This window comes from Curtobacterium sp. MCBA15_004 (assembly GCF_001865055.2).
GTDB lineage: Bacteria > Actinomycetota > Actinomycetes > Actinomycetales > Microbacteriaceae > Curtobacterium.
On record NZ_CP126266.1, the window covers coordinates 2,632,963 to 2,645,586 of the forward strand.

At 74.6% G+C, this 12,624-nt stretch carries 13 protein-coding genes; 5 read left to right on the forward strand and 8 right to left on the reverse strand.

Annotated elements, in window-relative coordinates; genetic code table 11:
• The first annotated feature begins 161 nt into the window (after window positions 1-161).
• The gene (gene aroQ, locus QOL16_RS12405) at window positions 162-629 is read left to right on the forward strand and encodes a type II 3-dehydroquinate dehydratase (RefSeq protein ID WP_071284380.1); all 468 of its coding nucleotides are present in this window, start codon (window positions 162-164) and stop codon (window positions 627-629) included.
• 108 nt (window positions 630-737) lie between these two features.
• Here the strand turns inward: aroQ and QOL16_RS12410 are convergent, their stop codons facing one another.
• Window positions 738-1,334 carry an NAD(P)H-dependent oxidoreductase gene (locus tag QOL16_RS12410; protein ID WP_065964947.1) on the reverse strand — a complete coding sequence of 199 codons (597 nt, stop codon included), beginning with the start codon at window positions 1,332-1,334 and terminating at the stop codon, window positions 738-740.
• Between the two features lie 121 nt (window positions 1,335-1,455).
• Between QOL16_RS12410 and QOL16_RS12415 the strand changes: the two genes are divergently transcribed.
• Window positions 1,456-1,938 (forward strand): MSMEG_6728 family protein, encoded by a 483-nt coding sequence (locus QOL16_RS12415; protein WP_071284383.1) that lies wholly within the window; start codon window positions 1,456-1,458, stop codon window positions 1,936-1,938.
• Between the two features lie 248 nt (window positions 1,939-2,186).
• Here the strand turns inward: QOL16_RS12415 and QOL16_RS12420 are convergent, their stop codons facing one another.
• The 6 genes from QOL16_RS12420 to QOL16_RS12445 form a co-directional block, all read right to left on the reverse strand.
• A complete protein-coding gene (locus QOL16_RS12420) occupies window positions 2,187-2,453 on the reverse strand; it encodes a hypothetical protein (RefSeq protein ID WP_139197285.1) in 267 nt (88 codons plus the stop codon).
• 191 nt (window positions 2,454-2,644) lie between these two features.
• Window positions 2,645-3,805 (reverse strand): cysteine desulfurase family protein, encoded by a 1,161-nt coding sequence (locus QOL16_RS12425; RefSeq protein ID WP_071284387.1) that lies wholly within the window; start codon window positions 3,803-3,805, stop codon window positions 2,645-2,647.
• 19 nt (window positions 3,806-3,824) lie between these two features.
• The gene (nadC, locus tag QOL16_RS12430) at window positions 3,825-4,763 is read right to left on the reverse strand and encodes a carboxylating nicotinate-nucleotide diphosphorylase (RefSeq protein WP_083395013.1); all 939 of its coding nucleotides are present in this window, start codon (window positions 4,761-4,763) and stop codon (window positions 3,825-3,827) included.
• Window positions 4,760-6,526 (reverse strand): L-aspartate oxidase, encoded by a 1,767-nt coding sequence (locus tag QOL16_RS12435; RefSeq protein WP_071284438.1) that lies wholly within the window; start codon window positions 6,524-6,526, stop codon window positions 4,760-4,762. Before QOL16_RS12435 ends, nadC begins: the two co-directional genes overlap by 4 nt.
• A gap of 19 nt (window positions 6,527-6,545) precedes the next feature.
• A complete protein-coding gene (nadA, locus tag QOL16_RS12440; RefSeq protein ID WP_065965010.1) occupies window positions 6,546-7,817 on the reverse strand; it encodes a quinolinate synthase NadA in 1,272 nt (423 codons plus the stop codon).
• A gap of 8 nt (window positions 7,818-7,825) precedes the next feature.
• Entirely contained in the window at window positions 7,826-8,602 is a 777-nt protein-coding gene (locus tag QOL16_RS12445; protein ID WP_254780246.1) for an NUDIX domain-containing protein, read from the reverse strand.
• Window positions 8,603-8,754: 152 nt separating this feature from the next.
• Here QOL16_RS12445 and QOL16_RS12450 point away from each other — a divergent pair, with 152 nt between their 5' ends.
• The 3 genes from QOL16_RS12450 (at window position 8,755) to QOL16_RS12460 (ending at window position 11,923) form a co-directional block, all read left to right on the forward strand.
• Window positions 8,755-9,036, forward strand: coding sequence for an acylphosphatase (locus tag QOL16_RS12450; protein WP_253181725.1), 282 nt, complete (start codon window positions 8,755-8,757; stop codon window positions 9,034-9,036).
• A gap of 127 nt (window positions 9,037-9,163) precedes the next feature.
• The gene (locus tag QOL16_RS12455; protein ID WP_065964861.1) at window positions 9,164-10,642 is read left to right on the forward strand and encodes an MDR family MFS transporter; all 1,479 of its coding nucleotides are present in this window, start codon (window positions 9,164-9,166) and stop codon (window positions 10,640-10,642) included.
• A 33-nt stretch (window positions 10,643-10,675) separates the two neighbouring features.
• Window positions 10,676-11,923 carry an FAD-binding protein gene (locus tag QOL16_RS12460; protein WP_071284439.1) on the forward strand — a complete coding sequence of 416 codons (1,248 nt, stop codon included), beginning with the start codon at window positions 10,676-10,678 and terminating at the stop codon, window positions 11,921-11,923.
• Between the two features lie 107 nt (window positions 11,924-12,030).
• Here QOL16_RS12460 and QOL16_RS12465 read toward each other — a convergent pair whose 3' ends face one another.
• Entirely contained in the window at window positions 12,031-12,522 is a 492-nt protein-coding gene (locus QOL16_RS12465; RefSeq protein ID WP_065964856.1) for a 2'-5' RNA ligase family protein, read from the reverse strand.
• Between the last annotated feature and the right edge of the window lie 102 nt (window positions 12,523-12,624).

Genomic DNA, 12,624 nt, shown 5'->3' on the forward strand with positions numbered 1-12,624 from the left:
GCCCTCAACGACGCGAATCCCCGGGCCCGCGCTTGCTGCAGGACATCCGGGGATCACTTCCAGCCGAGCAGCACCCGACCGACATGTCAATGCTAGCGCCCGGGCACCCGGTCAACCGAGCGACCGGCCGCGGTGCCCGTCCCGCTCGCTAGGATCTGCCCATGAGCGATCCGGTCACCGACACCACGACGCGCCCCCGGCGGATCCTGGTCCTCAACGGACCGAACCTCGACGTGCTCGGGCGGCGTGACCCGGCCCAGTACGGCACCGTCTCCCTCGCCGAGATCGAGGCGATCGTGCACACCGAGGCCGCGGTGCACGACCTCGAGGCGGACTTCCGGCAGACGAACCACGAGGGCGTGCTCGTCGACTGGCTGCACGAGGCGCTCGACGACTTCGTCGGGGTCGTCGTCAACCCGGCCGCGTACGCGCACACCTCCGTGGCGCTGCACGACGCCGTCGAGGCCCTGACGGTCCCCGTCGTCGAGGTGCACCTGTCGAACACGTGGAAGCGCGAACCGTTCCGGCACGTGGACCACGTCGCGACCGCCGCGACGGCGGTCATCGCCGGCGCGGGCGCCGACGGCTACCGCCTGGCGGTCGCGCACGTCGCGTCGCTCCTCGACTGAGCCCCAGCGGACGGGAGGCGCGGGGCGGGCCCGCACCGCGCCTCCCGTCCGTCGCGCACCGCGCTGACACGCCCGGCGCCCTCTGCCGAGGCACCGGGGTCCGCGCGGCTAGAAGTCGGCCGGTCGCCGCACCTCGGCCGCGCCGGCCGCCGCGAACCCACCACGGACGATCGGGAGCGCCCGGCGCACCGCCTGGTCGATCCGGAGCTCGAGGTCGACGCTCGCGACGTCGTACCCGCCCTCGCGCTTGGTGAAGTCACGCTCGTTGCCGAACACCCCGAGCGGCAGCGTCGTCGACTGGAAGAAGCCGAACAACGGACGCATCTGGTGCTCGACGAGCAGCGCGTGCCGGTCGCTCCCGCCGGTCGCGGTGAGCAGGACCGGAGTGTCGACGAGGTCGTACTGCCCGACCCAGTCGAAGAAGAGCTTGAACGCGCCCGAGTACGCGGCGCGGAAGGCCGGGCTGCCGACGACCAGGACGTCCGCGGCCTCGACGGTCTCGAGGGCGCGTCGGGTGCGCTCGGACATCGCCTCGCGGGACGGCGCCGCGGCGAGGTCGGCCAGCAGCGGGGCGACCTCGACGGTCTCGGTGCGGGCGTCCGGGAGCTCGGCCGCGAACCGCGCCACCGTCGCGGCCACGAGGGTGGAGGTGCGCGAGGGGTCGGAGGGGCTGCCGCTGACGCCGACGACGAGGGTTCCGCTCATGCCACCGATGCTCACACGCGGCCGCGCGCCCCGTCCGCGGTGTGACGGCATGTGTCGCCCGACGACCGCCGGGTGTGACGGCATGTGTCGGGTGCCAGCCGCCCGGCGTACCGTGCCGGGGATGCAGACGTTCCTGCCCTACGCCGACTTCCGTGCCTCGGCGGAGGTGCTCGACGACAAGCGGCTCGGCAAGCAGCGGGTCGAGACCCTGCAGGTGATGCGGGCGCTCACGCTGCCGGACTACGGCTGGCAGCACCACCCCGTGACGGCGATGTGGCGCGGGTTCCGTCCGGCGCTGATGGCCTACCAGGACGCGACGTGCCGGGTCTGGCTCGAGCGGGGGCACGCCGACACCTGCCTCGAGAAGACGCTGCTCGACCTGGCACGCATCCCGGAGGACCTCGCCGCGTACGAGCGCGGGGACTTCCCGGTGCCGGCGTGGAACGACGACCCCGCGGTGCACCGGTCGCACCGGTCGAAGCTCGTGCAGAAGGCCCCCGAGCACTACCGGCCGCTGTTCCCGGACGTGCCGGACGACCTCGACTACGTGTGGCCGGGCACGCAGGCGCCGACGGGCACGAGCGCGGACACGCCGGCCGGCTGAGACGGGTCCGTCACCGAGGGCGACCCGGCGGCGACCACGACCCCGGACACACCGACACCGCCACCCGCCGCGGACTGACAGGGGGGGGGCGGCGCCGGTCAGGGTCCGGCGCCACGTCCACGGCGGGGGCGGTGCGGCGGAGCGCGACGACAGGGGATGTCGCACTCCGTCCGGACACGGTCAGGGGTGCCGCGTCCGGTCTGGGCGCGCCCGGTGGTCGACGGGTGTCGGCCGCCCGGCGCTGGTCCTCAAGGTCGTTCGGTGTCCTCTCGGTACCGGTCCGTCTCCCGCGGGGCAGGCATCGGTCGACGGGTCGCCGCGGGCCGGACCATCGGGAGCAGGGCACTCCCGACCGTCGCGAGCGCACCGACCGTGGCGATCACCCCGAGCGGGGCGGAGCCGAGGTCGTGCTGGGCGGCGAGGACGAGCGCCACGAGCGTCGCGGGTGCCGGCAGGAGCTGGACCACCCGGAAGTGGTCCTCCCCGAGCACCCGGGTCGTGATCGCGTTCGTCATGCCCACCATGCTGCACGAGGACGTCGGTCCGCAGAAGGGGGGACACGACCCCACTCATGGAGTAGAACGTCTAGTACACGTACGCACCGAACCGGGCCCGGAGGCATGCACCGGGTCGGCGCAGGGGCAGGCACCGGGTCGCGGGACGCGGGACGCGGGACTCGGGTCGCGGGTCGCGGGACGAGCGGGCCTCACGCGAGCGCGCGCACCGCCCCGACGGCCTCGGCGACGGACCGCACGACGACCGGGACGTCCTCGTCCCGCAGCCCGGCGTCGAACGTCAACCGCAGTGCCGTCCGCGCCACGTCCTCGCGCAGCCCGAGGGCCGTGAGCACGTGCGAGGCCTCGGTGCTGCCCGCCGCGCACGCGCTCCCCGAGGACGACACCACGTCGCGCTGCTCGAGCTCGAGCAGGACCGTCTCGCCGGTGACCGCGGGGGCGACGCCGGGGACGCCCGGGAAGCAGAACGACGCGTGACCGGGCAGCCGGTGCGTCGGCGAGCCGGTCAGGACCGCGCCCGGGACGCCGGCGAGGACCCCGGCGACGACCGCGTCGCGCGTCGTCGTCGCCCGGGCCGCGGCGGCCGCCCGCTCCCCCGCCACGAGGGCGAGCGCGGTCGCGACGGCGACCGCCCCGGCGACGTCCTCGGTGCCCGAGCGCCGCCCGCGCTCCTGCCCGCCGCCGTGCAGGAGCGGTTCGATCGGGACACCCCCGCGCAGGGCGAGGACGCCGGTGCCCTTCGGCGCGCCGAGCTTGTGCCCGGACAGCGACAGCGCGTCGACGCCGAGCCGGTCGAGGCCGATCGGCAGCCAGGGCGCGCTCTGCACCGCGTCGGTGTGGAAGCGGGCACCGACCGTCCTCGCCACGGCGGCCAGGGCGGGGACGTCCTGCACCGTCCCGACCTCGTTGTCGGCGTGCGCGATCGACACGAGGGTGGTGTCCGGCCGGAGCACCGCGGCGAGCGCATCGGGGTGCACGACGCCGTCGCGGTCGACCGGCACCACGGTCAGGGTGAACCCGTGGTGGCGCTCCAGGTACCGGCAGCTCTCGAGCACCGCCTCGTGCTCGATCGCGCTCGTCACGACGTGCCGGCCGCGGGGTGCGGCGAGGGCGATGCCCTTCACCGCCGTGTTCGCGCCCTCGGTACCGCCGGTGGTGAACACCACCTCGCCCGGACGGCAGCCGAGCACGGCAGCGACGGTCGCGCGGGCGTCGGCGAGCGCCCGGGCAGCGGCGTCCCCGACCCCGTGCGTCGACGAGGGGTTGCCGAAGACCCCGGTGAGGTAGGGCCACATCGCCTCGAGGACCTCCCGGCGGACGGGCGTGGTCGCGGCGCGGTCGAGGTAGAACACGACGGGACGCGGGACCGGCTCAGGCCCCGGCGGGCGTGGCGTCGCCCGGGCCGGCGGTCACGACGACGTCGAGCCCGAGGTCGAGCGCGCGTGCCGAGTGGGTGAGTGCACCGACCGAGACGACGTCCACCCCGGTCGCGGCGATCGCGGCGACCGTGGTGAGCGAGACCCCGCCCGAGGCCTCGACGAGCGCGCGCCCGGCGACGATGCGGACGCCCTCGACGAGCTGCTCGGGGGTGAAGTTGTCGAGCATGATCGTGTCGACCCCGGCGGCGACCACGGGTTCGACCTGGTCGAGCCGGTCCACCTCGACCTCGACGTGCACGGTGTGCCCGAGCCGGCGCCGCGCGCCCGCGACCGCGTCGCCGATGCTCGTGCCCTGCGCGGTGAGGACGGCGAGGTGGTTGTCCTTCGCGAGGACGGCGTCGGACAGCGAGGAGCGGTGGTTGTGCCCACCGCCGCACCGCACCGCGTACCGCTCCAGTGCCCGCAACCCGGGCGTCGTCTTGCGGGTGTCGGTGACCCGGGCGCGCGTCCCGGCCACCGCCTGCACGTACGCGGCCGTGGCCGTCGCGATCCCGGACATGCGCTGCGCCAGGTTCAGGCCGACGCGTTCCGCCCGCAGCACCGACCGCGCCGACCCGCTGACGGTCGCGAGCACGTCCCCCGCGGCGAAGGGCGCGCCGTCCGGCACGTGCAGGACGGTCTCGACGGTCGGGTCGACGGCACGCACGACGGCCGCGAAGACGAGGCCGCCGGCGAACACGCCCGGCTCACGGGCGGCCAGGGTCGCGGTCGCGGTCGCGTCGGCGGGGATGAGCGTCTCGCTGGTGACGTCGCCCCAGGGCGCGTCCTCCTCGAGCGCCGTGTCGATCACGCGTCGCAGCACGTGCGGCGGGATCGTGCCCGGGTCGACGACGGCGGGCGCGGCTGCGGCGCGCTCGGTGGTGCTGGTCATGCGGGGACTCCCTGCGGGACGGCGGCGGACACCCGGACCCACGCGGCGCTGGCCGGTGCGGTCGGGTCGGTTCGGGGGTGGTCGGTGCGGGCGTGCGCGCCGCGGGACTCGGTGCGCGCCTCGGCGGCGAGCGCGGTGAGGCGCGCGAGGTCGAGCAGCGCGCGGTCCTCGTGCTCGCGGACACCGGTGGGGGCCGGGACGGCGAGCGCCGCGAGTGCGCTCCGCGCGGCGGCGAGGCCGTCGGCGTCGCGGAGCAGGCCGACCCGGTCGGTCATCTCGGTCTGGAGCGCCCGGCGGACGGATGCCGCGTCGACGGCGCGGGGCGCGCCTCCCGGCCGGGTCGCGGGGTCCGGGCCGGCGTCGACGACGCGGGACGTGCCTCCCGGCCGGCTCGCGGTGTCGCGACCCGCAGACGGGTCGCGACGGACCGGTCTGGAGGCACGGTGCACGCCCGCCGTGCGGCTCGCGTCGTCGGGGCGGTCACCACCGGAGCCGGCGCGCACTCCCTGCACGTCGGCGTCCGGGACGCGCGTGACCGGCAGGTCCGCGTCGCCGCGCAGCCGGAGCCGCGCCGGGCGCGCCACGTCGACCGCGTCCGCGGCGCGGACGGCGAAGACGAGCCCCTCGAGCAGGGAGTTCGACGCGAGTCGGTTCGCGCCGTGCACGCCCGTGCAGGCGACCTCGCCGACGGCGAGCAGGCCGGGCAGGCTGGTCCGGCCCTCCGCGTCGGTGGCGACGCCGCCCATCGCGTAGTGCGCGGCCGGGGCGACCGGGACGCCCTCACGGGTCCAGTCGAACCCCGCCGCCCGGGTCGCACGGGTCAGTCCCGGGAAGCGGCGGACGAGGTGGTCCGGGTCGAGGCCGGTCGCGTCGAGGAGCACGGGCTGCCCGCCCTGCTCGCGCACCGCGGCCGCGATGCCCCGTGCCACGACGTCGCGCGGTGCGAGCTCGGCGGCCGGGTGGACGGCGGTCATGAAGCGGCGGCCGGCGGCGTCGCGGAGCACGGCGCCCTCGCCGCGGACGGCCTCGGAGACCAGCCCGCCGTCGGGCACGGCGAGCCGGGTCGGGTGGAACTGCACGAACTCCAGGTCGGCGACGACCGCACCGGCACGCCAGGCCGCCGCCACGCCGTCACCGGTCGCGACGAGCGGGTTCGTGGTCTCCCGGAACAGGTGCCCGGCGCCGCCCGACGCCAGGACGACCGCGTCGGCGTCGATGCGCCGCGGTTCGCCGAACAGGTCGAGCACGTCGACGCCGACGACCGCGCCGTCGCGGACGACCAGGTCGGTCAGGCAGGTGCGCTCCAGGATCGTCACGTGCCGGCGGTGCAGTGCCGCGACGAGCGTGCGTGCGATCGCGGCTCCGGTCGCGTCGCCGTCGGCGTGCAGGACCCGCCACCGCCCGTGCGCCGCCTCACGCCCGCGGGCGAGGTCGTCGCCGTGGCGGTCGAGGCTCGCCGGGTCGGTGGTCCGGTCGAACGGCACGCCGAGCGCGAGCAGGTCGCGGACGCGCGCCGGCCCGTCCGCGCAGAGCACGGCGACTGCCCGGGCGTCGGCGCTGCCGGCCGCCGCCGTGTGGGTGTCCTCCTCGTGCAGGCCGACGCGGTCGTCGGCGCCCAGGGCGACGGCGACCCCGCCCTGGGCGTACGCGGTGGCACCGTCGGTGAGTGCCCCCTTCGTCACGAGGGTGACGTCGTGCCGGGCGCTGGCGCGGATCGCGGCGGTGGTCCCGGCGATGCCGGAGCCGACGATGACGACGTGCACGGTGTCCGCCGGTGGTCCGTCAGCCGCGCGGCTTCGCGGCGAGCATGCGCTCGAGCGCGACCCGGGCATCGGCCTGCACCGCTGCGGGGACGGCGACCTCGTTGAGGACCTCGCCGCGCACGAGCGCCTCGAGGACCCACGCGAGGTAGCCCGGGTGGATGCGGTACATCGTCGAGCACGGGCAGACCACGGGGTCGAGGCAGGTGATCCGGTGCTGCGGGTACTCGGCGGCGAGGCGGTTCACCATGTTGATCTCGGTGCCGATCGCGAACGAGGACGGCTCGGTCGCCGCAGCGACGGTCCGGCGGATGAGGTCGGTGCTGCCCGCGACGTCCGCCGCGTCGACGACGGCCATCGGGCACTCCGGGTGGACGATGACCGTCACGTCCGGGTCCTCGCGGCGGGCCTGCTCGATCTGGTCGACCGTGAACCGACGGTGCACCGAGCAGAAGCCGTGCCACAGGACGACGCGGGCGTCGAGCAGGGTCTGCGCGTCGTTGCCGCCGCCGGCCAGGCGCGGGTTCCACATCGGCATCAGGTCGGTGCTGATCCCCATCGCCTTGGCGGTGTTGCGGCCGAGGTGCTGGTCGGGGAAGAACAGCACGCGCTGCCCCCGCTCGAAGGCCCACTCGAGGACGGTCGCGGCGTTCGAGCTCGTGCAGACGATGCCGCCGTGCCGTCCGCAGAACGCCTTGAGGTCGGCGGCGGAGTTCATGTACGTGACGGGGACCACCGGCACGCGGCCGTCGGCGTCGGGTTCGGTGCCGTAGAGCGCCTCGAGCTCGGCCCAGGCCGCCTCGACGCTGTCGATGTCGGCCATGTCGGCCATCGAGCAGCCGGCGGCGAGGTTCGGCAGGATCACCCGCTGCTCGTCGCGGGCCAGGATGTCCGCCGTCTCGGCCATGAAGTGCACGCCGCAGAACACGATCGCCTCGGCGTCCGGCTTCGTCAGGGCGGCGTTCGCGAGCTGGAACGAGTCGCCGAGGAAGTCCGCGTGCCGGACGACCTCGTCGCGCTGGTAGAAGTGCCCGAGCACGACGACCCGGTCGCCGAGGGTGGCCTTCGCCCGCTCGATGCGCTCGTGCAGCTCGTCGTCGCTCGCGGTCTTGTACTCGTCGGGCAGCTGGCCCTGGCGCGGGGCGGTGGTCGGGATGACGTCGGACATCGACGAGCCCGGACCGTAGCCCGGGCGCGTGTCGAAGTCCCAGGTCGGCAGCGCGAGGTCGGGGGTGCAGGTGCTCCCGGCGGCCTTGCCGTTGGAGATGAGGTCGATGGTCGTCGCGATGGACACGTCGGTTCCTATCGGGTGCGGGTGGAGTGGGCGGCGGCTGCCGTCGGGGCTGGCTGGGCGGCGGGGTCTCGGTGGACTGCAGCGTGTGCGTCGGCTCGCGCGTCGGTCAGCGGGCCGTTGTCGGCGTAGGCGAGGTCGGGGTTCGAGCGGTACAGGCGGGCCGGCCGGTGCCGGTCGCCGCTCGTCGTCTCGTCGGTGGGCAGGACGGCGTCCGACTGCGCGACCTGGCGCCGGAAGTTCGCCGGGTCGAGCCGGCGGCCGAGCACCGCCTCGTACACACCGCGCAGCTCGGCCAGGGTGAAGCGGTCGCCGAGGAACGCCTGCGCGATCCGCGAGTACGACATCTTGTTGCGGAGGCGCCAGAGGGCGTAGGCGACGATCCGGTCGTGGTCGAACGCGAGCGGCGGGTGCTCGTCGGCCAGGAACCAGCGCACGTTCCAGTCGTCGGGCACCGAGCTGGCCTCGTCCGGGTGCACGAGGGCCCAGTAGACGATCGACACGACCCGGCTCGGCGAGCGGTCGACGTCGCCGAACGCGTAGAGCTGCTCGAGGTACCGCGGCTGCACGTTCGTCGTCTCGCGGAGTCGGGCGGCCGCCGAGTCCTCGAGCCCTTCGTCGGGGCGGACCCAACCGCCGGGCAGCGCCCAGGATCCCTCGTGCGGCTCGGCGACGCGGCGCACGAGCGGCATCCACAGCGCCGGGGCGCCGGTGTCCGGGTGCGGGCGCAGCGCCACGATCACGGTCGAGACCGCGACGCGGATGAGGGGGTCTGAGGGAGAGGTCATCGTCCTGGGGTGCCGTCCCGGGATCGTGCGCAACCGGGACTTAGGGTTTGTTTGACTGTAAGTGTTGGGGTGGAGTTGACACTATCACCGTGTTCACCGGATCGGAACAGCGCCGAAACGAGCGGCGTCGCCGTCGGGCATAGGTTCGGGCCATGACGACGGTGACGAGGATGCACGCCGTGGTGTCGGGCACGGTCCAGGGGGTCGGGTTCCGGTACTGGACCGCGCGGAAGGCCGACGGGCTCGAGCTCGCCGGGTACGCGCGGAACCTGTTCGACGGGACGGTCGAGGTCGAGGCGGAGGGCCCCTCGGCCGCGGTCGACGCCCTGATGGCCTTCCTGCACAGCGGTCCGCCCTCCGCCACGGTGACCGACGTGTCGCTCCGGACGGTCGTGCCGCACGGGGATGCCGAGGGGTTCGCGATCCTGCACTGAGGGTCGCGGGGCCGCGCCGAATGGAGCAGATCTCGCGGAAGCGGAATACTCGCATCCACTCAGGGTGTTGCCGTGTCTGCGCCCCGTGCGCCGTCCCACCACGCCGTGACCCCGTCAGGAGCCCCGCATGACCCAGGCCGTCGATTCCGCACCCCGCACCGGGAGCGTCTCGCAGCCCTCCCCCGGTGAGACACGACTCGTCATCGGGCTGCTGCTCGTGTCGGCGTTCGTCGTGATCCTCAACGAGACCATCATGGGCGTCGCGCTCCCCCGGCTGATGGACGACCTCGACATCAGCGCTGCGACGGGCCAGTGGCTCACGACCGGCTTCCTGCTCACCATGGCGGTCGTGATCCCGGTCACCGGCTTCCTGCTGCAGCGGTTCGCCACGCGCCCGGTCTTCATCGCGGCGATGACCCTGTTCTCCGTCGGCACCCTGGTCGCCCTCACCGCGACGGGCTTCCCGATGCTCCTCGTCGGCCGCATCGTGCAGGCGAGCGGGACCGCGATCATGATGCCGCTGCTCATGACGACGGTGCTGAACCTCATCGAGCCCGCCCACCGCGGCCGCGTGATGGGGAACATCTCGATCGTCATCTCGGTGGCCCCGGCCATCGGGCCGACGATCTCGGGGCTCATCCTCAACGCGTTCGACTGGCGCTGGCTGTTCGGGTTCGTCCTGCCGATCGCGGTCGCCGCGCTCGTGCTCGGCGCCGTGAAGGTCCGCAACGTCTCGACGCCGCGCAAGGCACCGCTCGACGTCCTGTCCGTCGTGCTGTCCGCCGTCGCGTTCGGCGGTCTGGTGTTCGGGCTGTCCAGCTTCGGCGAGTCCGGGTCGACCGGGCCTCTCGTCCCCGTGACGGCGATCGTCGTCGGCGTGGTGGCCCTCGCGGTGTTCGTCCTCCGGCAGAACCGCCTGCAGCGCACCGACAGCGCACTGCTCGACCTGCGCACCTTCCGGACGCCCGGCTTCACGATCCCGATCGTCGCGATGGCGCTGAGCTTCATGGCGATGTTCGGGACGCTCATCCTGCTGCCGATCTACCTCGAGCGCGTGCTCGGCCTCGACGTGCTGCACGTCGGCCTGCTGCTCCTGCCCGGCGGGCTGCTCATGGGCCTGCTCTCCCCCGTGGTCGGCCGGATCTACGACCGCCGCGGCCCGCGCGTCCTGCTCGTCCCCGGCTCGATCATCATCAGCGCGGTGCTCTGGGCGCTGTCGACCGTGACCGCGGACACCAGCGTGTGGTTCGTCCTCGGCGCCCACGTCGTCCTGAGCCTCGGCCTGGCGCTCACCTTCACGCCGCTGTTCACGGCGGCGCTCGGGGGTCTGCCGCCGCGGCTGTACTCGCACGGCAGCGCCGTCCTCGGCACCGCCCAGCAGCTCGCCGGAGCCGCCGGCACCGCACTGTTCGTGACGTTGCTCACGATCGGTGCGGCCTCGGCCGGCGCGGGCGCCACGGACGGGGCCGTCGCCAGCGCGACCGCCTCCGGTGTGGCGACGGCCTTCATGGTCGGCGGGATCATCTCGCTGGTCGGCATCGTCACCTCGTCGCTCGTCCGGAAGCCCGAGACCCCCGAGGGGGCGCCGGCACCCGCGATGCACTGACGTCGTGGCGGGGCGCATGGCATCGTTGGCGGCATGCGGTCGACGGCGCGCGAGCGGAACTGGTCCGGCACGGTCACGTACTCGGCCGAGCGGGTGGTGCGACCGCGGTCGATCGACGAGGCCGCGGAGCTCGTCGCCGGGTCCGGCCGCGTCCACGGGCTCGGCACGCGCCACTCGTTCAACGACGTCGCCGACGCCCCGGGGATCCTGCTCGACCTGACCGGCATCCCGACCGACCTCGTCGTCGACCCGGAGGCCGGCACCGCGTCGATGGGTGCGGGCACGCGGTACGGTGCCGTCGCTCCGGCGCTCGACCGGGCCGGCTTCGCGCTGCACAACACCGGCTCGCTGCCGCACATCTCGCTCGGCGGGGCGATCGCCACCGGCACGCACGGCTCCGGCACGGCCCTCGGTTCGCTCAGCACCGCCGTCCGCTCCCTCGAGCTGATCGGTCCCGACGGGTCGACCAGGACACTCCGTCGCGGCGACCCGGACTTCGACGGATCGGTCCTGCACCTCGGGCTGTTCGGCATCGTCACCCGGGTCGAGGTCGACGTCCAACCGACCTACCGGATGCGCCAGGACCGCTTCGGCCCGGTGCCGTGGGACGTGTTCACGGCGAACGTCGCCGCGGTGCACGCGGCCGCGTACTCGGTGTGCGCGTTCACGCTGTTCGGCGACGAGGTCGGCGAGGTCCTGCTGAAGTCCCGCGTGCCGGCCGGCGCCGAGGACGTCGCGGTCCCCGAGGACCTCCTCGGTGCGCCCCGACTGCCCGGCCTGGCCGCGGACGGACACCACACCGCGCGCGACGGATCGGTCGGCCCGTGGTGGGACCGCCTGCCGCACTTCCCGATCGACACCGTGCCGTCCCACGGCTCCGAGGTGCAGAGCGAGCACTTCGTCCCGCTCCGGCACGCCGCGGCGGCGCTCGACGCGTTGCGTGGACTCGCCGACCGGATCCGGCCGCACCTGCACGTGTGCGAGCTCCGGACGATGGCCGCCGACCCGCTCTGGCTCAGCCCGACCCAGGGCGAGGACGTGCTCTGCATCGCGTTCACGTGGCAGAAGCACCCGGAGGCCGTGGCCGCGCTGCTGCCGCACCTGGAGGCGCGGCTCGCGCCGTTCGGCGGGCGTCCGCACTGGGGCAAGACGAGCTCGCTCGACGCCGACGCGGTCGAGGCGCTCTGGCCGCGGCTGCCCGAGGTCCGACGACTGGTCGCCGCTGCGGACCCCGACCGGGTGTTCGCGTCCTCGTTCGGGGCGCGGGTGCTCCGGACCTGAGGTCGGACCGGACCGGCGAGACGGGGCCGACCCGCGCCTCCCGGCCGTGACGGTGCCCGGCCGGACCCGCGCGGCGGGACCGAGCCGGTGCTCGGTGCTGACTCGCCTCAGGCCAGCGGGGTCACGGTCTTCGTGGCGCCGTCCCAGTGCCGGACCCCGCCGACCTGCAGGACCTCGGGCAGCGGTGCCGTCCGGAGCGCCGCGAGCGCCGTCGGGAGGTCAGCGTCGCGCACCCGCCGGGCGAACGACACGTGCGGCGACCACGCCTCCGGGTGGGACGTGTCCACGCTCCCCGGTGCGGCACGGTGCACGGCCTGGTGGAAGGCCGCGAGCTCCGGGTCGACCACGACCGCGCGCACGAGCACCGATCGACCGGGACCGGCCGGGAACAGGAGCACGCCGCCCAACCGCAGCGAGGTCGGGACCGGCCGGGCGAACCCGTCCGGGACCGGCACGTCATCGCCCGCCACGAGCGTCACGTGCGGGTCGTTCGACCCGGAGCGGCCCAGGCTCGGCAGGTCGGCCGCGGTCAGGGCGTCCCACGCCGCGCGGACCGCCGCGTCGGAGTCGGGGTCGAGGAGGAGTTCGATGCTGCGCACGTGACGAGTCAACCCGGTCGCCGCGCTGCACGGGCTCTCCGGCGCCGACCTGTGGAGAACTCGTCGGGATGTAACACGGCGGAACGCAACGGGCGTGCGTCG